The sequence below is a fragment of the Pantoea sp. CCBC3-3-1 genome, assembly GCF_007981265.1.
Taxonomy (GTDB): domain Bacteria; phylum Pseudomonadota; class Gammaproteobacteria; order Enterobacterales; family Enterobacteriaceae; genus Erwinia.
This window is the reverse complement of record NZ_CP034363.1, coordinates 3,013,673-3,034,906: the sequence shown is the minus strand read 5'-3', so window position 1 is coordinate 3,034,906 and position 21,234 is coordinate 3,013,673. Positions and strand designations below refer to the sequence as shown.

Annotated in this window: 16 protein-coding genes and 1 pseudogene; 16 read left to right on the top strand and 1 reads right to left on the bottom strand. The window is 55.0% G+C overall.

Annotated elements, in window-relative coordinates:
• Window positions 1-8 precede the first annotated feature (8 nt).
• The 13 genes from EHV07_RS14330 to EHV07_RS14270 all read left to right on the top strand — a co-directional run bounded on the left by EHV07_RS14330 (window position 9) and on the right by EHV07_RS14270 (window position 14,942).
• A complete protein-coding gene (locus tag EHV07_RS14330; RefSeq protein ID WP_147198689.1) occupies window positions 9-1,478 on the top strand; it encodes an aldehyde dehydrogenase in 1,470 nt (489 codons plus the stop codon).
• 24 nt (window positions 1,479-1,502) lie between these two features.
• Window positions 1,503-2,171, top strand: coding sequence for a haloacid dehalogenase type II (locus tag EHV07_RS14325; RefSeq protein WP_147198688.1), 669 nt, complete (start codon window positions 1,503-1,505; stop codon window positions 2,169-2,171).
• Between the two features lie 22 nt (window positions 2,172-2,193).
• Window positions 2,194-3,471 (top strand): FAD-binding oxidoreductase, encoded by a 1,278-nt coding sequence (locus tag EHV07_RS14320; protein WP_147198687.1) that lies wholly within the window; start codon window positions 2,194-2,196, stop codon window positions 3,469-3,471.
• A gap of 28 nt (window positions 3,472-3,499) precedes the next feature.
• Window positions 3,500-5,104, top strand: a complete 1,605-nt coding sequence (locus EHV07_RS14315; RefSeq protein ID WP_147198686.1) for an ABC transporter substrate-binding protein — start codon at window positions 3,500-3,502, stop codon at window positions 5,102-5,104.
• A gap of 39 nt (window positions 5,105-5,143) precedes the next feature.
• Window positions 5,144-6,097, top strand: coding sequence for an ABC transporter permease (locus tag EHV07_RS14310; RefSeq protein ID WP_147198685.1), 954 nt, complete (start codon window positions 5,144-5,146; stop codon window positions 6,095-6,097).
• The gene (locus EHV07_RS14305) at window positions 6,097-6,948 is read left to right on the top strand and encodes an ABC transporter permease (protein WP_147198684.1); all 852 of its coding nucleotides are present in this window, start codon (window positions 6,097-6,099) and stop codon (window positions 6,946-6,948) included. Before EHV07_RS14310 ends, EHV07_RS14305 begins: the two co-directional genes overlap by 1 nt.
• Complete coding sequence (locus tag EHV07_RS14300) at window positions 6,945-8,609, top strand: ABC transporter ATP-binding protein (RefSeq protein ID WP_147198683.1); 1,665 nt, start codon at window positions 6,945-6,947, stop codon at window positions 8,607-8,609. Before EHV07_RS14305 ends, EHV07_RS14300 begins: the two co-directional genes overlap by 4 nt.
• Window positions 8,610-8,630: 21 nt before the next feature.
• On the top strand, window positions 8,631-9,962 hold the full coding sequence (locus EHV07_RS14295; protein WP_147198682.1) for an FAD-binding oxidoreductase: 1,332 nt from the start codon (window positions 8,631-8,633) through the stop codon (window positions 9,960-9,962).
• An 11-nt stretch (window positions 9,963-9,973) separates the two neighbouring features.
• Window positions 9,974-10,810, top strand: a complete 837-nt coding sequence (locus EHV07_RS14290; RefSeq protein ID WP_147198681.1) for a GNAT family N-acetyltransferase — start codon at window positions 9,974-9,976, stop codon at window positions 10,808-10,810.
• The gene (locus EHV07_RS14285; RefSeq protein WP_147198680.1) at window positions 10,810-11,736 is read left to right on the top strand and encodes a glyoxylate/hydroxypyruvate reductase A; all 927 of its coding nucleotides are present in this window, start codon (window positions 10,810-10,812) and stop codon (window positions 11,734-11,736) included. The genes EHV07_RS14290 and EHV07_RS14285 overlap by 1 nt, the downstream gene beginning before the upstream one ends.
• Window position 11,737: 1 nt before the next feature.
• Complete coding sequence (locus EHV07_RS14280) at window positions 11,738-12,865, top strand: M20 aminoacylase family protein (RefSeq protein ID WP_147198679.1); 1,128 nt, start codon at window positions 11,738-11,740, stop codon at window positions 12,863-12,865.
• 114 nt (window positions 12,866-12,979) lie between these two features.
• Window positions 12,980-14,296, top strand: a complete 1,317-nt coding sequence (gabT, locus tag EHV07_RS14275; protein ID WP_147198678.1) for a 4-aminobutyrate--2-oxoglutarate transaminase — start codon at window positions 12,980-12,982, stop codon at window positions 14,294-14,296.
• A 139-nt stretch (window positions 14,297-14,435) separates the two neighbouring features.
• Window positions 14,436-14,942, top strand: a complete 507-nt coding sequence (locus EHV07_RS14270) for an Lrp/AsnC family transcriptional regulator (protein ID WP_147198677.1) — start codon at window positions 14,436-14,438, stop codon at window positions 14,940-14,942.
• 172 nt (window positions 14,943-15,114) lie between these two features.
• On the opposite strand, the gene EHV07_RS14265 is transcribed toward EHV07_RS14270, so the two are convergent.
• Window positions 15,115-15,993: a LysR family transcriptional regulator gene (locus tag EHV07_RS14265; RefSeq protein ID WP_168199634.1), complete on the bottom strand. Its 879-nt coding sequence runs from the start codon at window positions 15,991-15,993 to the stop codon at window positions 15,115-15,117.
• A gap of 333 nt (window positions 15,994-16,326) precedes the next feature.
• Between EHV07_RS14265 and EHV07_RS14260 the strand changes: the two genes are divergently transcribed.
• From EHV07_RS14260 to EHV07_RS14250, 3 genes and pseudogenes are all read left to right on the top strand, one after another.
• On the top strand, window positions 16,327-18,231 hold the full coding sequence (locus tag EHV07_RS14260) for a hypothetical protein (RefSeq protein ID WP_147198675.1): 1,905 nt from the start codon (window positions 16,327-16,329) through the stop codon (window positions 18,229-18,231).
• 402 nt (window positions 18,232-18,633) lie between these two features.
• Window positions 18,634-19,821 (top strand): annotated as a pseudogene (locus EHV07_RS14255) (glycosyl hydrolase family 18 protein); the annotation flags it as partial.
• Between the two features lie 15 nt (window positions 19,822-19,836).
• Complete coding sequence (locus EHV07_RS14250; RefSeq protein WP_371419693.1) at window positions 19,837-21,216, top strand: lytic polysaccharide monooxygenase; 1,380 nt, start codon at window positions 19,837-19,839, stop codon at window positions 21,214-21,216.
• Window positions 21,217-21,234: the final 18 nt, after the last annotated feature.

Genomic DNA, 21,234 nt, shown 5'->3' with positions numbered 1-21,234 from the left:
ATTCAGCCATGTTAAGTTTCGATCCTGATAAAGTTGCTTTACCTGCTGGTCACTACATTTTGGGTGAACTGCGTACCGATTCGGGCGCGCTGTTTAGCGTAAAGCGGCCTTCAGATGGCAGCCATGCGGGCGAGCTGGCGGAAGCCAGTGCCGCGCTGGTCGACGAAGCGGTAACTACAGCCGATCGGGCAGCCAGAGAGAGCGGCTGGAGCAGCTGCCCGCCACGGCAGCGTGGCGCAATCCTGAAACGCTGGGCCGATCTTATTGCAACCGACAGCCAGCTTCCGCTGCTTGAAGCGTTGGGATCCACGCGTCCGATTCATGACGTAACTGCCCATGAAATCCCGTTTACTGCCGAAGCGATCCGTTTTTATGCCGAATGTGCAGATAAATATAGCGGCGATGTGTTACCAACTCGTGACGCCAGCTTAGGGATGCTGGTGGCTGAACCTTACGGCGTGATTGGCGCGATAACGCCGTGGAATTTCCCGCTGTCGATGGCCTCATGGAAATGTGGCCCGGCGCTGGCAGCAGGAAATGCCGTGGTGCTCAAACCCTCGGAGCTGACGCCTTATTCCACCGTGCGTCTGGCTGAACTGGCGGTACAGGCTGGACTGCCGGCGGGCGTGCTGAACATCGTGCAGGGTAGCGGCGCGGTGACCGGTAGCGCCCTCGTTGCCCATCCTTTAGTGCGCAAAGTCTCTTTTACCGGATCGACACAGACCGGCGCCCGAATTATGAGCGACGCGGCCCATAACGGCATGAAGCCGGTGACGCTTGAGCTGGGCGGTAAAAGTCCGCAGCTGGTATTTGATGATGCCGGCGATGCGGCTGATGTTGCCGCGCGTATCCTGCGGGGCTTCACCGCCAACGGCGGTCAGGCGTGCGTGGCAGGCACCAGACTGGTGGTACAGCGCGGCATCGCCGATGCGTTAATCAGCGAGCTGATTGCCGGCTGTCAGGGCTTTCGTCCCGGTCTGACCTGGGATGAAAACAGCCGCTATGCGCCGCTGATTGACCGCCGTCAGGCCAGCAAAGTCGAGCAGGTTATTGCTGCGGCCGTTCGCCAGGGCGGCGAGATCCTGGTGGGCGGCAAGCGCTTTGCCGATACCGGTGACGGCCACTTCTGGCAGCCTACGCTGCTGGCGAACGTCTCGCCGGACAGCCCTGCGGTGCAGGAAGAAATTTTTGGACCGGTGCTGACCGTGCAAATCTTCGATGACGAAGCAGAAGGGCTGGCGCTGGCTTCTCATCCTACTTACGGCCTGTGCGCCGGTGTTCATACCAAAAATATCGATCGCGCTTTACGTGCCATGCGCGGCATTGCAGCGGGTACCGTCTGGATCAACCGTTACGGCCGCTCGGGCGATTTCATCATTCCTACCGGCGGCTTTCAAGGTTCCGGTATCGGCAAAGACTTAGGCCGTCAGGCCTTTGAAGCCTGCCAGCGTTATAAAAGCGTACTTATCGACTTCTAAATACCAACCTGAAGAGGATGCGTCATGGCTGTGTTTAAACCGAAATTTATTACCTTCGACTGTTACGGCACCTTGATCAACTTCGACATGGCCGGAGCGGCCGCCAGCCGCTTCGCCGGGCGGGTCAGCCCGGAAAAAATGGCGGCGTTTGTCACCGATTTTGCCCGCTATCGCATGGATGAAGTGCTGGGCGCGTTCAAACTTTATCCTCAGGTGGTGGGCGATGCGCTGTACCGCACCTGCAATAAGTGGGGCGTGGAATGCACTGCCGCAGACTGTGAGGCGATCATGAGCGCCTGCGCAACCTGGGGACCGCATCCTGACGTACCTGCCGGTCTGGCAAAAGTGGCGAAGGAATTTCCGCTGGTGCTGCTGACCAACTCCACTGACGAGCTGATCAAAAACCATGTGCCGCGTCTTGGCGCGCCCATCCATATGACCATCACTGCCGAAGAAGTGGGTGCCTACAAACCACAGATGAAAGGCTTTGAATATATGCTCAGCAAGCTCAACTGCGGGCCGGAAGAGATCCTCCATGTTTCCAGCAGCCTGCGCTACGACCTGATGACCGCACACGATCTGGGCATTACGCACAAGGTCTTCGTCAACCGTGGACACGATTCGGGTAATCCGTATTACGGCTACACCGAAATCAACGACATTGGCGGCCTTGCGGCAGTCGTAGGTTTGTAACCCGGCACACAGGAGCAGGGCGATGAAACTCGAATCTTTCTGGCAGGCGACGGCACCCACGTTTACCGGTGCGGCAACAGGCGATCTGCCTACTCACGCCGATGTGGTGGTGATTGGCGGCGGCTTCACCGGTATCTCGGCGGCGCTGAATCTGGCGCGCAGCGGGCTGAAAGTGGTGGTGCTGGAAGCCGAAGCGGTAATGAGCCAGGCTTCGGCACGCAACGGCGGCCACTGTAATACCGGGGTGTCGCAGAACTTTGCCGCGCTGGTGGCAAGCCAGGGCGTGGAGCAGGCCAGCCGCTACTATCGTGCTTTCGCCAGCGCGGTCGATTATGTGCAAAGTCTGGTGAGCGATGAGCAGATTGACTGCGATTTTATTCGCTGCGGCAAAATCAAGCTTGCCAGTAAAGCCTCGCATTTTGCCGGACTGAAGGCGACGTATGAGGCTTTACGCACCCATGTGGACCGCGAGGTGGAGCTGGTCGGCGCGGATGAGGTTCGTAGTGAAGTCGACTCTGCTGCTTTTCACGGTGGGCTGATCCAGAAGCGCGGCGGTCAAATGCATATGGGTAAATTTGGTATCGGGCTGGCGCAGGCCGCCGCGCGCAGCGGTGCCGAAATCTATGAACACACGCCAGTCACCCGCCTGACGCGGGTAAACGGCTACCAGCATCGTGTCTGCACCGATAAAGGCGAGATCCTCGCTGAAAAAGTGCTGATGGCGACGGGCTGCTCCAACACAGGGCCGTTCGACTGGTTCCAGCGCCGCATTATTCCGGTAGGCAGTTTTATTGTGGTCACGCAGCCGCTGCCGCCAGCGCAGCTACAAGCGCTGATCCCCCATAACCGCACCTGCGTCACCTCGATGAATATCGGCAACTATTTCCGCACCACTGCCGATCATCGTCTGGTCTTTGGCGGCCGGGCGCGATTCGCCATCAGCAGCCCCACTTCCGATGCCCGCAGCGGCAAAATTTTGCAGGCAGGCATGAGCAAAATTTTCCCAACCCTTGCTGAATCGCGTATCGATTATTGCTGGGGCGGGCTGGTGGATATGACGGCGGATCGTCTGCCGCACGCCGGCGAGCATGAAGGGGTGTTCTACTCCCTGGGCTACAGCGGCCATGGCACGCAGATGTCGGTCTGGATGGGCCGGGTGATGGCCGATCTGCTAGCGGAAAAAAGCGCTGAAAATCCCTGGCAGCGCGAAAGCTGGCCTGCCGTACCTGGCTACTTTGGCAAACCCTGGTTTTTACCCGTTGCCGGCCTCTGGTACAAAACGCTGGACCGGATCTCCTGAGCCATTAATTTGAATTGAGGGTGTGCAGATGAGTAAATTTCGTCAAGAATTTAAGCCGGTAAACCCATCTTTAACCCAGGCCATTACCGAGGTGTCTCTTACGCGACGAGGCATGATGAAGCTGCTGTCAGCGGGCGCGATTATGAGCACCGGACTGGTTGGCTTCCCGGAAATGAGTTTTGCTGCGGAAACCCCGGTGAAAGGCGGCAAATTACGCGCCGCGGTGGCCAACGCCTCAGCGACGGATACGCTCGACCCGGCTAAGGGCAGCAACAGCGGGGATTACTGTCGTCAGTTTATGTTCTACAGCGGCCTGACCGAGCTGGATAAAAACCTGACGGCTACGCCCGCGCTGGCGGAATCGATTGAAAGCAGCGACGGCATTACCTGGCAGATCAAGCTGCGTCCCGGCGTCGTCTTCCACGATGGCAAAGCGCTGACCGCGCAGGATGTGATCTGGTCGTTGAATCGTCATAAAGATCCGGCGGTGGCCTCCACGGCCATCACCCAGGCGAAGCAGTTCGCCAGTATCACCGCCGTCAGTCCCTCAGAAATCAGGCTGGTTCTCACGCAGTCGAACTTTGATATGCCAACGGTGCTGGCCACCAGCCCGTTTTTAATCCTGCGGGAAAACACGAAAGACTTCAGCAAAGCCGTCGGCACCGGCCCGTTTGTGCTGAAGAGCTTTACGCCAGGCGTCAGTACGGTTGGGGTGAAAAATTCACACTACTGGAAACCGGGCCTGCCGCATCTGGACGAGGTGGAACTGATGGGGGTTACCGACCAGGCTGCCCGCATCAATGCCCTGATGTCGGGCGATCTGCACATGGTGGCAACGCTCAGTTCCAATGACGTCAAACGCCTCAGGGCCTCCGGTCAGTTTGGCGTACTGGAAAGCAAATCCGGCATGTACACCAACCTGATCGTGCGAACCGATATGAAGCCCGGCAGCAACGAAGATTTTGTGCTGGGTATGAAGTATCTCCAGCCGCGCGAAATCATGGTGAAAACCGTGATGCAGGGCTTCGGCCAGGTGGCGAACGATACGCCGGTGCCGCCGTGGCATCCGATGTTTAACAAAGATATTCCACAGCGTCCGCTGGATATCGAAAAAGCGAAATATCACTTCAAAAAAGCGGGGATGGCGGGGGCCAGCGCCGAGATCATTACCACGCAGAATATTGAAGGTTCGGTTGAAGGCGGTCAGTTAATTCAGCAGCTGGGCCGTTCGGCAGGGATGAATTTCCAGGTTCGCCGTGTACCTTACGACGGCTACTGGTCAACGCACTGGACGAAAGATCCGCTTGGCTACGGCTCAATTAATCCCCGCCCAACGGTCGATCTGCTGCTCTCGCAGTTTTATCTCTCCGATGCGCCCAACAATGAATCGGGCTGGAAGAACGCGCAGTTCGATCAGCTGGTGGTCGCCGCGCGCGGCGAACGCGATGCCGCCAGGCGGAAACAGATGTATGGCGATATGCAGCAGCTGATTTATGACCACAGCGGCACGCTGATCCCAACCTTTATCAGTTCGCTGGACGGTCACAGCAACAAGGTGAAAGGCGTGGAGGCCTGGCCGACAGGCATGATGATGGGCTACCGCTTCCACGAGTTTGCCTGGCTCACCGCCTGATTAGCACGTCGTCAGGCTGACCTGATAAGGAGAAAGGCGATGAACCGTTACATGCTTTTTCTGATTGCCCGCCGCTGTGGCGCGGGCATCCTGACCTTACTGATTGTCTCCGCCGTGGTGTTTTTTATCACCAGCATGCTGCCGGGCGATGCCGCGCAAATGGTGCTGGGGCAGAGCGCCACGCCGGAAACGGTCGCGGCGCTGCGGCAGCAGCTGGGGCTTGATCAGCCGCTGCTGCTGCGTTATCTGCACTGGCTGGGCGGGATGGTACAGGGCGATTTCGGCACCTCGTTCGCCAGCCATCTGCCGGTCTCTCAACTGGTGGCCGCGCGCATGCCCGCCACCTTTGAACTGGCGGCGATCACCACCCTGGTTTCGGTTCCGCTGGCGCTGTTGATTGGCCTGACGGCCGCCATGAAACGCGGATCGCTGTTCGATCGCGGCCTGATGATGGCCACCATGGCCGTAGTCGCCGTTCCCGAGTTTTTGGTGGCCACCATTGCCGTGATTGTCTTCGCCGTGAAGCTGCACTGGGTTCCGGCTATGTCGTTAGGCACGCCCGCGCTGGATTTTGTCAGTTATCTGAAAACCTATGCGCTGCCCGTACTGACCCTGTGCTGCGTGCTGGTCGCGCAAATGGCCCGAATGACCCGCTCGGCGCTGATTAACCAGATGGACAGTCCTTATCTGGAAATGACGCTGCTGAAAGGCGTTTCACCGCTGCGTGCCATGCTGCGTCACGCCTTGCCGAATGCCGTTGGCCCGATAGCCAACGCGATTTCGCTGAGCCTCTCCTATCTGTTTGGCGGGGTGATTATTATCGAGAGCATTTTCAGCTATCCGGGGCTTGCCAGCCAGCTGGTCGATGCGGTCAGCAACCGCGATCTGCCGGTGGTACAGCTTTGCGTGATGCTGTTCGCCAGCTGTTATCTGGTTCTGCTGCTGCTGGCCGACATCCTGACCATTGCATTTAATCCAAAATGGAGAGGCTGATGAACGCACTAACCCTACCGTGGCGCTTCTTTATGTCGCTAACCGTAAGCGGGCGAATTGGCCTGCTGATGACGCTGGTGTGGATTTTTCTGGCGATATTCGGCACCGGGCTGGCACCGCATAATCTGGAGGATATCGGCGGCGGCCCTATGTTCGGCGGCTTCAGCCGGGAATTCTGGTTTGGCACCGACTATCTCGGCCGCGATATGTTCAGCCGCATTCTGTACGGCGCCCGCTACTCCATCGGTCTGGCGCTGGGCGCGGCGCTGCTGGCCAGCCTGACCGGTACGCTGCTGGCGCTGCTGGCCGCCGTCGCCGGGCGCTGGCTGGAAGAGATTCTCGGCCGCATTAACGATGCGATGCTGGTTCTGCCGGGGAAAATTCTTGCGCTGATGATTGTCGCGGTATTCGGTTCCTCACTGCCGATGCTGGTTATCACCGCGGTTTTCACCTACTGGCCCGGCGCGTTTCGTATTGCGTGGGCGATGGCTTCCAGCCTGCGCTCAATGGACTACGTTCGCGCATCGGCACTGCGGGGTGAAAGCCGCTTCTATATTGCCATTCACGATATCCTGCCAAACATGCTGCATCCGATGCTGACCGATTTCGGCCTGCGGTTTGTGTATATCGTGCTGTTGCTTAGCGGCCTGAGTTTCTTAGGCCTGGGCGTACAGCCGCCCTATGCCGACTGGGGCACGCTGGTGCGTGAAAATCTACAGGGCCTGTTTGATGGCTCTCCGGCGGTGCTGATGCCGGCCATCGCGATTGCCAGCCTGACTATCGGCGCCAATTTGTTTATCGACAGCCTGCAGGCAATGCGTCCGCTCAGCGCGGCGAAGGGGGTTGCATGAGCGTCACGTTACACAGTAGCCGCCCGGTTGTGGCGGTGGAAAATTTGCGGGTGGTCGCATATGGCGATGATGGCCGCGAAATCTCGCTGGTTTCTGATATCCGTTTTACCGTACAGAAAGGAGAAGTGCTGGCGCTGATTGGCGAGTCCGGCTCGGGCAAAACCACCATCGCGCTGGCGCTGATGGGCTATGCACGTCACGGCTGTAAAATTGCCGAAGGCACGATCCACGTTGCCGGAACCGACGTCACCTCATTAACAGCAAAACAGCAGTGCCAGTTTCGTGGCAACAAAGTGGCCTATATCGCGCAGAGCGCCGCCGCCTCGTTCAATCCGGCGATGAAAATTATGGATCAGGTGGTGGAGCCGGTGGTGATCCATGGGGTGATGAAACGGGCGGCAGCGGAAAAAAAAGCCGTTGAGCTGTTTCGCGAGCTGGCGCTGCCCAATCCCGACACCATTGGCCAGCGCTACCCGCATCAGGTTTCCGGCGGGCAGCTACAGCGATTGATGACCGCAATGGCGCTGATTAGCGATCCGGAAGTGGTGATCCTCGATGAACCCACCACGGCGCTGGACGTCACCACCCAGGTCGAGGTACTGAAAGCGTTTCGTCGCGTGGTCAGACAGCGCGGCATGACCGCTATTTACGTCAGTCACGATCTGGCGGTAGTCGCACAGATGGCAGATCGGATTTTAGTTCTGTTGAAGGGCGCGATTGCGGAATATGGCACCACGGAAAGCCTGCTGCGTGCGCCGCAGGCGGAATACAGCCGGCTGCTGCTGGATGCCGCAAAGCAAAAAATGCGGGCGACGCCCTGGCAGCCTGAAGACGCGACCGTCCAGCCGATGCTGGAAGTCCGCGATCTGTTTGCCGGTTATGGCCCGGTTGACAGTCAGGGCATGCCAAAAATTCCGATCCTGCATGATATCAATCTGCGTCTGTTCCGCGGTCAGGCAATGGGCATTATCGGCGAGTCCGGCTCCGGGAAAACCACCCTGGCCCACGCGATAGCCGGGATGAATCCACCTGCAAGTGGCCACATCCTGTTCAACGGTCACTATATTCAGGGGGACATGCGCGCGCGCCCGGAAAATGAATTACGCCGCATTCAGTACGTTTTCCAAATGGCGGATACCGCGCTGAATCCGGCGCATAGCATTGCCACTATTCTCAGCCGGCCGCTGAAGCTGTTTCACGGCCTGCGCGGCGCAGCGCTTGAAAAGCGGCTGCACCAGCTGCTGGAGTTGGTCAGGCTGCCGCGCAGCGTCTTGTGGCGCAGGCCATGGGCGCTGTCAGGGGGGCAAAAACAGCGTGTGAACCTTGCGCGCGCGCTGGCAGCGGAGCCTGATCTGATACTTTGTGACGAGGTCACGTCTGCGCTGGATACGGTGGTGGCCGCGGCGGTGCTGGATTTGATTACCGACCTGCGCCGCGAGCTGGGCTTATCGGTAATTTTTATCAGCCACGATCTGCATGCCGTTCGCTCGGTTTGTGACGAAATTATGGTGGTAAAAAACGGGCGCATGGTGACGCAGGTCGCGCGCGCCGACTACGATAAACCCTCTACCGAACTCTATTACGAACGTTTGAAACGTGCCGTTCCGGAACTTCGCCAGGGCTGGCTGGATGAACATGACGCTAACGATATTGCGCTTTAAGACGCATCACGAGGAAACACTATGCCCGCATTGATTCGCTACGTTCAGGACAGCCGCTATTTTCCGCCAGCGGCAGACGTCGTCATTATTGGTGCCGGTATTGCCGGGACGGTCGCCGCTTACGAACTGGCTAAGCGCGGTGTCAGCGTGGTGCTGATTGAAAAAGGCCTGGTGGGCGGCGAGCAGTCCGGCCGTAACTGGGGCTGGTGCCGCCAGCAGAACCGTGACGAACGGGAGCTGCCGCTGATTATTCATGCGCTTCAGCGTTGGGAAGAACTCACCAAAGAGACCGGCGAGGATTTAGGCTTTCGCCGCAGCGGGCTGGTTTACGCTACCGGAAATCAAAGCGAAATTGATGCCTGGGATAACTGGGGGAAAATGGCGAAAAGCTACGGCGTGCGCAGCGATATTCTCACTGCGGAACAGGCGAAAGCGATGACGCCAGGCAGTACCAGCCGCTGGCTGGGCGGCGTTTCCTCGCCCACCGATGGTCATGCGGAACCGGCGCTAGCCTCGGCCGGTATAGCTATTGCCGCTCAGCGTTTGGGTGCCAGCATCTTTCAACAGTGCGCCGTGCGCGGTCTGGATATTTCTGCCGGTAAGGTCAGCGGCGTGATAACCGAACGCGGCCCGATCAAAACCTCACGCGTGATTTGCGCGGGCGGTGCCTGGACATCCATGTTCTGCCGCCGCCATGGGATAGATTTGCCGCTGGGGAACGTAATTGGCACCGCTTTTCGCACTTCGCCGGTAGAGCAGGCTATTAGTATGCCGCTCTATACACCGGGTTTTGCCTGCCGCCCGCAGGCCGACGGCAGCTACACCGTGTCGGTTTCGGGACGCGGCCGCCTGACGCCCGGCGTGCAGGGCTTACGCTATGCACGTCAGTTTTATCCCACCTTCAAGGCGCGACGCAAAAATCTGAAGATCGATCTGGGCCTGGCGGCCTTTATGACCGGCCCGGAATCGCTGGCCCGCTGGCAGTTTGACGGCGTGTCGCCGTTTGAAAAAGTGCGTATTCTCGATCCGGCGGCCGATCGGGGGCTGGTACAGGAAGGACTGGCGGCAATGCGCAGAGAATATCCAACCATGGGCGCACTGCGGGTGGAGCAGGCCTGGGGCGGGATGATTGACAGCACGCCGGATGCGGTGCCGGTTATCTCTAAAATAGCCAAACTTCCCGGACTGATCGTTTCCGCCGGATTCAGCGGCCACGGTTTTGGCATTGGCCCCGGTTCTGGCCGGCTTGCCGCCGATCTGGCGATGGATGCCACACCCGTTGTCGATCCCACACCCTATCGCTATTCGCGGCTGGTGGATGGTTCCGACCTTGCCACGCCGGGCATGATGTAAAGGAGAAAAGCATGATTGACATCGTTGCAATGAGTGACGCGCATCTGGAGCGCGCAGTGGCACTGACTCAGCGTCTGAAGTGGCCACACCGACTGGCCGACTGGCAGCAGGCGCTGGCGCTGGGCGAAGGACTGGCCGCCGTGGAAGCGGGCCAGCTGTTGGGCACGCTGCTTTTCTGGCGCTGGGGCAATTACGCCACGCTGGGGCTGGTCATCGTCGCTGAGGAAGCGCAGAGCAAAGGCCTGGGCAGGCAGCTGATGCAGACGGCCATGGCAAAGCTGGAAGGTATCAACCTGCGGCTGCATGCCACTGAAATGGGCAAAGGGCTGTACGAAAAACTGGGCTTCGTTACCTGTGGCGAAATTGCCCAGCATCAGTGTCGTGAGCTGGCAGATTTTACCGCTGTTATACCCGGCAAAGGTCAGCGGCTTCGTCCTGCACATGCAGAGGAAACCCCCGCGTTGACCGCGCTGGATACCCAGGCGCATGGACTGCATCGTCCGGCACTCATCGCCAGCCTGCTGGACTGCGCAGAACGTTTTATCGTGCTGGAAGAACAGGGCAATGTAGAGGGATTTGCCTGCCTGCGCCGCTTCGGCCATGGCTACGCCATCGGCCCGATTATCTGCCGCAGCCTGCCGCAGGCAAAAGTGTTGGTCAGCGAACTCCTGTCCGGCCTGTCGGGGCAGTTTATCCGTATTGATACCGACAGCGAATACGGGCTGGGCGACTGGCTGAACACGTTGGGATTAGCGCAGGTCGATCGCCCAACCACGATGGTTCGTGGCAAAGCCTGGCAGCCTGAAGACGTCCGCGCCTTTGGCCTGATGTCACAGGCGATGGCCTGATGAATATCGTCTATAAATCTGAACCCGAACGCGGACGCCGCTGGCAGCGTTTACTGGCGGAGCAGGCGCCGGACATTCGTTTCCAGCTTTGGCCCGATATCGTCGATCCTGAGCAGGTTGACTGCCTGATCGCCTGGCAGCCGCCAGACAATATCATGCAGCATTTTCCCAATCTGAAAGTGCTGTTTTCGGTGGGCGCGGGCGTCGATCAGTTCGATTATGCCAGCCTGCCGGCCAGTTTGCCGGTAGTGCGCATGATCGAGCCCGGCCTGACCCGCGGCATGGTGGAATATGTCACGTTTGCCGTGCTGGGGCTGCATCGCAATATGCCGCGCTATCTGCAACAGCAGCGCCAGCAGGTCTGGCTTGAGCACCCTGGCCGGCCTGCTTCCCGTAGCCGCGTCGGCGTGATGGGCATGGGAACGCTGGGCGAGGCGGTGTTGCAGCCGCTTGTACAGCTGGGCTTTGACTGCGCGGGCTGGAGTCGCACAGGCAAAAACCTTGCTGGCGTAAAGAGCTTTGTCGGGCAGGGTGAACTGGGCAATTTTTTGGCCCGCAGCGATATCCTTATCTGCCTTCTGCCGTTAACGGCCGCTACCGAAGGGATCCTGAACGCCGAACTGTTTAACCAGCTGCCGCAGGGTGCCTCACTGGTTCAGGTGGGACGAGGCAAACATCTGCAACACGATCATCTTTTGGCCGCGCTGGATAGCGGACAGCTGTCGGCGGCGGTGATTGACGTGACGTCGCCCGAGCCGCTGCCTGTCGGTCATCGGTTCTGGCAGCATCCCGCCATCTGGCTGACGCCGCATATTGCCAGCCAGACGCAGCCGGAAAGCGCGGTTCAGGCGTTACTGGATAACCTCCGCCGTTTCGAACGTGGCGAAACGATGACGGGCGTGGTGGACAGAGAGCGAGGATACTGAGATGGATGACTTAACGGCATTGCGACGAGACCTGCACGCCCATCCCGAACTGGGATTCGATGAGCACCGTACGGCGGATATCGTGGCCAATTTTCTGGCTGCGCTGGGTATTGAGGTGCATCGCAATATCGGTAAAACCGGCGTGGTCGGCGTGTTGCGCCGTGGAACAGGTCCGGGAAGTGTTGGTTTGCGCGCGGATATGGACGCGCTGCCGATGGACGATGCCGGGATGCAATCCTGGAAAAGCCTGCACGCCGGTCGCTGTCACGCCTGCGGCCACGATGGGCATACCGTTATGTTGCTGGGAGCGGCACGTAAGCTGGCTGCTTCTCAAGAGTTTGACGGCACCGTTATTTTTATCTTTCAGCCTGCGGAAGAGGGGCTGGCCGGCGCGCGCGCGATGATTGAAGACGGTCTGTTCAGCCGCTTCCCCTGTGACGCGGTCTATGCCATACACAACTGGCCTGAGCTGCCGCTGGGCACCGCGCAAACGCGTGCCGGGCCGATTATGGCAGCGGCCGACCGGTTTGATATTACCGTTAACGGGGGTGGCGGCCATGCAGCACAACCGCATCTGAGCGCGGATACGCTGCTGGCAACCAGCGAACTGGTGGTGCAGCTCAACACTATCGTTGCCCGCGCGGTCGATCCCTGCGAGCCCGCTTTGCTGACGGTAACGCGCATTCAGGGCGGCTTTTCCCACAATATGATCCCGGCCAGCGCCAGCATCACCGGTACGGTACGCACCTTCAGCCTGGCCGTGCAGGACACTATCGAGAAGCGCCTGTGCGAGATGGCTGAACATGTTACCGCCGCGCATGGGCTGCAGGCGACCGTGGCCTATAACCGCTATTATCCCGCCACCATTAACTCGCCAGCGGAGGCGCAAATTGCGCTGCAAGCGGCGGGCCGGGCAGGTCTGCAAGCCTCTGCCGCCGCCAGCCCGGCGCTCACGTCTGAAGATTTCTCTTTTATGCTGGCGGCGCGCCCCGGCGCCTATCTGTGGCTGGGCTCAGGTGACAGCCAGCCGCTGCATCATTCCGCCTATGACTTTAACGACGCCGTGATCCCTTATGGCGTGGCCTGGTTTTGCGAAGTCGTTCGCACCACCATGCCGGTAAACATTTAATCCACGGATCCACTCGCTTTTCGACAGGTAATGCTGCCGCCGCCGTTAATTCGGCAGCGGCGGGAAAAGGCTTATTGCGATACTTGAGTTAACGTCATTCATTGAGGAAGAGAGATGCATAATTTACTGGACGAGCAGCACACATTTGTAGATAACGCACTATTTTTGGATGCCCGCGAAGCGCACGTACCGCGCGGCGTGGTCACCGCACATCCGCTGGTCATTGCGAAAGCAAAAGGATCGGAAGTGTGGGATGTGGAAGGCAATCGCTATCTGGATTTTGTTGCGGGCATCGGCGTGCTCAACGTGGGACACAGCCATCCTGCGGTGATCGAGGCCGTCACAAAGCAGCTGCAACAGGTTACGCATGCCTGTTTCCAGGTAGCGGCCTATCCAGGCTATATCGAACTGGCCGAACGGCTGAACAGGCTGATTAGCACGGAAGAAAAATTCAAAAGCGTTTTTTTTACCAGCGGCGCAGAAGCGGTTGAAAACGCCGTGAAAATTGCCCGCGCCTACACGAATCGTCCCGGCATTATTGCCTTTGACGGCGCATTTCATGGCCGCACTTTATTAGGCTGTACGCTAACCGGCATGAGCCAGCCCTACAAACAAAATTTTGGGCCATTCCCCGGCGACATCTATCGCGTGCCGTTTCCAAATGCGTTTCATAAGATTAGCGAAGCGGACTGCCTGAAGGCGCTGGACACGCTGTTTGCGGTGCAGATTGCCCCGGAACGCGTGGCGGCAATCATTATCGAACCGGTGCAGGGCGATGGCGGTTTCCTTCCTGCTTCTGCCACTTTTATGCAGGCGTTACGTGAGATCACCCACCGTCACGGCATCCTGCTGATTTGCGATGAAGTACAAACAGGGTTTGGCCGTACCGGCAAGATGTTTGGTTTTCAGCATACCGGCATCGTGCCGGATCTGGTGACGGTAGCCAAAAGTCTTGGCGGGGGTCTGCCGATTTCGGGGGTAGTGGGCAAAGCTGAGGTGATGGAAGCCCCGCTGCCCGGCGGGCTGGGAGGAACGTATGGCGGCAATGCGCTGGCCTGCGCGGCATCACTGGCGGTGCTGGATTTACTGGAGCAAGGCAACCTGCTGGCGCGAGCTAACCAGCTCGGCAGCCAGCTCGCCGGCCGGCTGCGGCTGTTAGCGGAAAAATATGCCTGTATTGGCGACGTACGGGGCATTGGTCTGATGCAGGCGGTAGAAATTATCGATTTCGAGAGCGGAAAGCCGGATGCCGCGCTGACACAAAAAATCCTCGAATGCGCCTGTCAGGAAGGATTGCTGTTAATTAAATGTGGCGTACAGCGCAACACCATTCGCTTTCTTGCACCGCTGGTTACCAGCGATTCACAGCTGGAAGAAGCGCTGCATATTTTTGATATTGCGCTGGCGCGTGCCAGTGGACGGTTGGGCTGACCGATTATTCCTCATTGATATTCTTACATTTATTGCTAATCACCGGCGAAGGTGTAACCGGGTAAAACGCTGGCGCAGCCGGCGGAAAGCGTGTTATACCTTCGTTACTGGTGACAATCTGGTAACAATGAGGGGTGTTATGAACGGCTTAATGAAACTGGACCGCATCGACATCAACATCCTGGTGCAGCTGCAAAAAGATGGCCGCATCAGTAACGTGAACCTTGCCGATGCCGTTGGACTCTCCCCCAGCCCTTGCCTGCAGCGGGTTAAACGCCTTGAAAGCGCAGGGTTTATCACCGGCTATGAGGCGCATATCAATCTTCCTAAAATCACCGATTCGGTCTCAGTTTTTACTGAAGTAACGCTAAGCGGTCATCGACGTGAAGACTTTATGCGTTTTGAAGCAGCGATACGTGAGGTTGACGAATTGATGGAATGTCATTTGATTACCGGGGGCTACGACTATCTGTTGCGTTTTATTACCCGCAGTATTGAGCATTATCAGGAAGTGATTGAGGCATTGCTGGATGCAAAAATTGGTATTGATAAATACTTCAGCTATATCGTTATTAAATCACCGATTATTAAAAGCAGCGTGCCGCTGCGCTCGTTGATTTCCCGTCATACCCAGGTTGAATTCTGATTTACTGACTCATGCGCCTTGCCTGACTGAGAGGTCGGGTAGGCCATCCTTTGGCCAGCTCAGAATACCTGTCACTTTTCCCCACTATAAACCCGTTATTCAGTGCTTCCTGAACCCGGCGGGAGAGAGCGTACTGCTGAATGATTAAACCAACGACAGTGCAGCTGTGGTTTCAGGAAGCGATGCGACTCTCGCTGCTACTGACGATCGCTAATTTAACCGAGTTTTCTCTCTCTTTAAGATAATAAATGTAGGTTTTGAGCTCAGGAAAGATCGATTCTGTCCTGTAATTGATTTCATTGAAATTGTCTATTTTACTTTTATAAAACGAAACCATGGACTGGCTGATCAGGCCAACAGCCTCCCCGCTACTGATAAGAGACAAATAGTCAGAAATATCATCAACAATAATAACTTGCGCAGTCGGGCTGAGTGTCAGGATCCGGGTGTGCGCATTTTTTATGTAAGAGTCATAAAAACCATTGTTGGGAATAATAATCGGGATGTTTTTGTTATCACTAATCTGAAAGTCGGGATATTTGTTCGAGAAAAGATAACAGGCTGGTTCACTAAAAAAATCCATAGAGACAATACCGTTTTCTGCTATTTGTCGATGCGAAATAATTCCGTGAATTTCGCCTGCCAGCAAAGCTTCCATGGAGTTTTTTATATCGCATGCACAGTAGGAGACGCTTTCCGTTTTCTTTTTGGTTTTAACCAATAAATTAAACAAAAATGGATTGAGGTTTTCCACACCAATCATCAGATTGCGTTTAATATTAACGTTAGTTTTTTTCTGGGAGAAAAAATCTTCCAGCTCTGTCATTTTATTATAGTAGGGCATGATTTTTTCATAAAGTTCGAGTCCTTTTTTGGTGAGCGTGAAATCATGGTCGTTTCTGGAAAACAATTTAAAACCTAACTCATCTTCCAGTATTTTAATTCTTCTTGATATGGGTGATGAGGTAACAAAAAGGAATTCTGAGGCTTTTTTCAGTGACTTTTCTCTGGCTAATACAATGAAACACTTAAGATTTGTTGATAAGAACATACAACCCCCCGGTGGTGACTTAGATGTTAATGCTACGTAAATTAATGAAAAATATAGCATACTTATCATTGTTACGGTGAGGGGGGGATCGGGGCAATAATACTGTTTTACTGAGGTTATTCATGTAGATGCTATTTTTTACTTCCTGTGGTTAATTTTTGAAATTGCCCATTTACCATTTGCTTATTATTCTCCACAACCTTCAATATTCAGCAAAATATATCGCTTTATGCGCTATTTCTGACGGAAAAAACTATAATTTTTAATATCAAGTTTTCAATTCATTAAATTTCAACACCAAAACGCAAATATCTTTTAATAAAGAGGCTTTAAATGAGCAATGTAAATGACAATAGCGCTAATAAGTTAACAACTGCGCTAAGTAACCTAAATGAAACGGCCGCCAAATTAAACGTAATTGATAAAGACGGCAAAAGTATTGACTTTGAAAAAATAGCTATTGAGCTTCAGTCTAAAATAAGTGAACCGAAAGACTTTGTTACGCTCCAGTCTGTCAGCGAATTACGTTCTCTTGAACCCAATACGCATGGTGAAATAGCGGTCGTCCTCTCTTATGATAAAGGAACAGGATACGGCGGCGGGATCTTTACCTATGACTTAAACGACAAAGTTAACGTTGAAGATTTTGGCGTGACCATCGTGACTGCCAGGGGGGCAAGATGGGTCCGTTATGTGGCGCATCCTTCAGTACTGAGCGTTGTTGATTTTGGTGCGATTCCCGATGGAAAAACGGATTGCCTTGAAGCCGTCACCCGCATGTGGAACTGGTCACGTAAGCTGGACAGAAAAACCAATACTCGCCCACACGAAAATATCGGTATTCATTTCCCGGCGGGGCACTTTTTCATTTCTAAATTCGATATTTCTGCCACCGAGGCCAGCCGTTTCCGCCTGACCGGCAGCCACGTTAACTTTGGCTACTTCCCTGCTACCAAGCTCTTCTCCGATCAGAAAGACGGCGAGTATATGTTCACCGTCAACGCGCGGTGGTGTTCAATCCACGGTATTGGTGTTGAAGGCCAGGATAATACGAAAACGAAAGGCTTCTTTAAAAACATCATTCAGGGTGGTCAGTATCTCCGCGTGACCGGCATGCAGTTTAATAATCTGGGGGGCCGCGGGCTGGATCTGCTGGATACCCTGGACTGTAAGATTGACCAGTGGTACGCCAGTCGCTGTGCCGGGACGGTAATTTATGGCCGATGGTCGGACCGTGCAGCCGGTTCATGGGATCATCTTACCGCGATTGAACTGACTAATTTTAATATCCAGTACGGCACTAAATCAGAGATGATCGATCTCCAGCGTGCGACACAGTGCATTATTAACAACGGCTGGATCGAGCATACGGAGTTCCCTGGTAACATTTCTAACGGACAGTGGTCCATTCAGGCGTTGAACCTTGAGGACAATACCAATCCGCTGAAATGCCACCATACACGCATCATCTCTACCATGCTCAATGTGCATGATGGGGCGGGTATGGATCTTTCAGAAACCGGCGATCGCTGGCTGTCAGCCTATGAAAGTGGCCAGACCTGGATTGAGAACCACGGGCTGAAACTCGAGGGTTCGCTAAACTATCAGTACATCACCTCGCCAGATCGGATGGATAACCGCCGTGATGCTGAAACCTGGTTTAAAGTTGGCGATATCGAAGCGCCGGAATGGACGACTCAGCTACAGATGCGCATTATTGGGTCTTCTCAGTTTGCGGCCATGCCCCAGACCCAAAATGATTACTCTACCCGTACACCGGAAGGCGAAGCGAAAATTTCGATTCAGAATGTTAATGGGCAATTTATTACTTCGTGGGCCGGTGAAGGCTCTTGCCCGGTAACACGAGTCATTGTTAAAAACCTGGGCAGCAGCAAAGCCAGTATTTACGTTAAGATCGCCAAGTTTACCGGCTTTTCTATAGCGTTGATTACCACCAACTGTTTTGACCGTTTTGCTCGTGGCGTGCATTTCCGCTTCGATAAATCCTATACCATGCTGTCCACGACAGAAGCGGCTGCACTGGATGCAGAGGCAGATACTGCGTTTAAACAGCACTGGTCCGGTAATGAAAATGTCGGCTTCGGCTATAACCATAACAACGATTTGTTAATGCGTAGCCGGGTCGTCAATACGACGGCCGTAGGAAACGCCACAGAGTGCCTGCGCGTAATGGTAAACGGGCGTGCTTACGGGATTGAGTTAAGACCGATCAATTAAACCATAACGCTCATTTTTAATAAAAGCCGGCCCCGACAGGTCGGCTTTTTTTGGGCTTTAGTGCGTTGTCAGCGTTATTTAACTACGGCTTAAAACGTTTGATCTTTGCCCGTTGGGTAAATGGCAATATGGAAGTTTATTCGTGGAGGAGTGTAATTTAAAGAGGTCGTTATGAGGCCAGAATAAATTATTATAGCAATAAAAACAAAAGCTTAAATAAATGGCAATTAAACGGTTTTAATAAGTATTTTACCCCAGGAAATAAACTCATTTATTTCATATGATTGTTAATTTGTAGCGGTGTCGCTTAATTATTGCGATTGAGTCTTTAGCCACTTCAAATAAAATACCTGTCGTCAAGCAATCGTTGTGCAGATTGTTCTCTCCGTCATTGCATTCACAATGACTTTATTATTGATAAGTGGAATAGAAATAATGACAAATAAAATTGTAATGGGTTTCTGGCACAACTGGCCAGCAGAAAATGGCCAGGGGTATAAAGGCGGCCGTTTTTTGGAAATGGCACTGTCCGACATTCCAGTACAGTATAACGTTATCGCTGTAGCCTTTATGAAAGTGCTGGATCTCAACGATCGTATTCCTGATTTCAAACCTTACAAAGGTAGCGATGCCGAGTTTCGTCAGCAGGTCGATATGGTCCATGCTCAGGGTCGTAAAGTCCTGATTTCACTGGGCGGCGCTGATGCACACATTGAACTGCACGCGGGTGATGAACAGGCGCTTGCCGCACGTATTATTACGCTGTCGGATAAGTTTGGTTTCGATGGCCTGGATATCGATCTGGAGCAGGCGGCTATTACCGCAGCTGATAACCAGACCGTGATCCCTGCCGCGCTGAAAATGGTTAAAGACCATTATCGTCTGCAGAATAAAAACTTCATCATCAGTATGGCGCCAGAATTCCCTTATCTGAGCCAGAGCGGTCATTACAGCCCTTATATCAACGGCCTCGAAGGCTATTACGATTACATCGCTCCGCAGTTCTACAATCAGGGCGGCGATGGTGTATGGGTTGATGAAATCTCCAGCTGGGTATCGCAGAGTAATGATGCGATGAAAGAAGATTTTCTTTTTTACCTGACTGAGAGTTTAGTCACCGGTACCCGTAATTTCCTGAAGATCCCGCACGATAAATTTATTATCGGCCTGCCAACCAATAACGATGCTGCTGCCACTGGCTACGTCGTTGATCCTGAGGCTGTCTATAAAGCGCTGGCGCGTCTTGAAGCGGCGGGGCTGCCCATCGCGGGCCTGATGACCTGGTCTGTTAACTGGGATGCAGGCACCAGCGTTGAAGGCAACGCCTACGACTGGGAATTTATTCGTCGTTATGGCTATCTGGCGGGTGATGGCGTTGTACCAGAACCACAGCCGACCCCTGAGCCAGCACCGGAACCGACTCCAGAACCAACGCCTGAGCCAACGCCAGGCTATGCCGAATGGCAGGCCGGTGTGCGTTATAACGACGGCGCGAAAGTGAGCTGGCTCTCTCAGAATTACATTTGCGTAATGCAGCACACCTCAAATATTTACTGGACACCGGCGTTAGCCACTTCGCTATGGCAGGTACTGAATACATCCAAAATGACCACAGGATTTAAAACAATGTCAGATTCATCTGGTGCGCAAGTAAAACCGGCTTTACGCCATGGTCATATCGCCACCCCTGCATCACGTGCCTATTTCGCCTGGCAGGAAGGCCGTCTTAATGCGGGCCAGCTAAACCAGCGTGAAGCCGGTAAATTTTTCCCTGCCCTTGACCGCGGCCTGTTCGACATCGTAGCGCCAACGGATTCTACCAATGCTCTGCCGCCGCCGGATGGCAAAATTGCCAGCGCAAACCAGGGCGATGGTCTGTTCCTGGATGAGCCAGGTACACACTGGAAAAAACATACCGTTGCGTCATCCGAGGTGATGAAGTTTACCTGGACTTACACGGCGGCACATACCACGCGTCGTTATAACTACTTTATTACCCGTGAAGACTGGAATCCAAACCTGCCGCTGAGCCGTGCGCAGTTTGAATCAGAGCCGTTCTTTAAGGTTGAGTTCACTGAACAGCCTTTCTGGAGCCACAGTAGCGTGCTGCGCCCAACCGGCCCGACCACGCACGATGTGCCTTTGCCACAGCGTAACGGTTATCACGTTCTGCTGGCCGTATGGGAAGTTGCCGATACAGGGAATGCTTTCTACCAGGTTATCGATTTGGATTTCGCCGGTAGCGTTACGCCAGACAATAACGACCCGGTTGTACCTGCCGGCCTGCGTGCAAGCGCTACGACCACCAACAGCATCACTATGGCGTGGAATGCCTCCGTTACCGCTGGCGTGACCTATCGTCTGTACCGTAATGGCAACCCGGTGTTTACGGGTTCTCAGCTGAGCTTTACCGACAACGGCCTGCAGGAAGATACGGCTTACAGCTATTCCGTCAGCGCGGTGAACGCGGCCGGTCAAGAGTCTGCGCGTAGCCAGATTGTTTCAGCCCGTACCAGTGCGGTGATCCTGCCAGGTACACCACCTACTGCACCGGTGCAGTTACACAGCATGTCAGTTACCACTAACAGTGTTGCGCTGATGTGGGGCTCGTCTACCGGTTCAGTTAGCAGCTATATCATCTACCGCGATGGCAATGAAGTGGCACGTGTGCTGGCTTCTCAGCTGAGCTACACCGATGCTGGTTTACAGGAAGCAACCACCTACCGTTACTTCGTGGCAGCAGAGAACGCCGCAGGTCAGCTTTCTGTACCGAGTAATGTGCTGAGCATCACCACCGCAGCCAGCAATGACAGCGGCGATGACGCCGACAGCGATTACCCACAATGGGTGCTGGGTGGTTCTTATCAGGTGGGGCAGATTGTACGTAACCTGGGCAGAAACTGGGTGGCTTTAGTGACCCATATTTCTTACTCACCGGACTGGGCACCTGGCCTGGAAGATTCTTTGTGGCGTGAAGTGATTTAACGTCATCAGTAGACAGGC

What these genes read in the sequence shown, in the direction of transcription:
- EHV07_RS14270 (WP_147198677.1), top strand. Translation starts at nt 14,436, where the DNA reads ATGAACGGCTTAATGAAACTGGACCGCATCGACATCAACATCCTGGTG.
- EHV07_RS14315 (WP_147198686.1), top strand. Translation starts at nt 3,500, where the DNA reads ATGAGTAAATTTCGTCAAGAATTTAAGCCGGTAAACCCATCTTTAACC.
- gabT (WP_147198678.1), top strand. Translation starts at nt 12,980, where the DNA reads ATGCATAATTTACTGGACGAGCAGCACACATTTGTAGATAACGCACTA.
- EHV07_RS14300 (WP_147198683.1), top strand. Translation starts at nt 6,945, where the DNA reads ATGAGCGTCACGTTACACAGTAGCCGCCCGGTTGTGGCGGTGGAAAAT.
- EHV07_RS14280 (WP_147198679.1), top strand. Translation starts at nt 11,738, where the DNA reads ATGGATGACTTAACGGCATTGCGACGAGACCTGCACGCCCATCCCGAA.
- EHV07_RS14295 (WP_147198682.1), top strand. Translation starts at nt 8,631, where the DNA reads ATGCCCGCATTGATTCGCTACGTTCAGGACAGCCGCTATTTTCCGCCA.
- EHV07_RS14305 (WP_147198684.1), top strand. Translation starts at nt 6,097, where the DNA reads ATGAACGCACTAACCCTACCGTGGCGCTTCTTTATGTCGCTAACCGTA.
- EHV07_RS14290 (WP_147198681.1), top strand. Translation starts at nt 9,974, where the DNA reads ATGATTGACATCGTTGCAATGAGTGACGCGCATCTGGAGCGCGCAGTG.
- EHV07_RS14330 (WP_147198689.1), top strand. Translation starts at nt 9, where the DNA reads ATGTTAAGTTTCGATCCTGATAAAGTTGCTTTACCTGCTGGTCACTAC.
- EHV07_RS14250 (WP_371419693.1), top strand. Translation starts at nt 19,837, where the DNA reads ATGACCACAGGATTTAAAACAATGTCAGATTCATCTGGTGCGCAAGTA.
- EHV07_RS14310 (WP_147198685.1), top strand. Translation starts at nt 5,144, where the DNA reads ATGAACCGTTACATGCTTTTTCTGATTGCCCGCCGCTGTGGCGCGGGC.
- EHV07_RS14320 (WP_147198687.1), top strand. Translation starts at nt 2,194, where the DNA reads ATGAAACTCGAATCTTTCTGGCAGGCGACGGCACCCACGTTTACCGGT.
- EHV07_RS14325 (WP_147198688.1), top strand. Translation starts at nt 1,503, where the DNA reads ATGGCTGTGTTTAAACCGAAATTTATTACCTTCGACTGTTACGGCACC.
- EHV07_RS14265 (WP_168199634.1), bottom strand. Translation starts at nt 15,993, where the DNA reads ATGTTCTTATCAACAAATCTTAAGTGTTTCATTGTATTAGCCAGAGAA.
- EHV07_RS14285 (WP_147198680.1), top strand. Translation starts at nt 10,810, where the DNA reads ATGAATATCGTCTATAAATCTGAACCCGAACGCGGACGCCGCTGGCAG.
- EHV07_RS14260 (WP_147198675.1), top strand. Translation starts at nt 16,327, where the DNA reads ATGAGCAATGTAAATGACAATAGCGCTAATAAGTTAACAACTGCGCTA.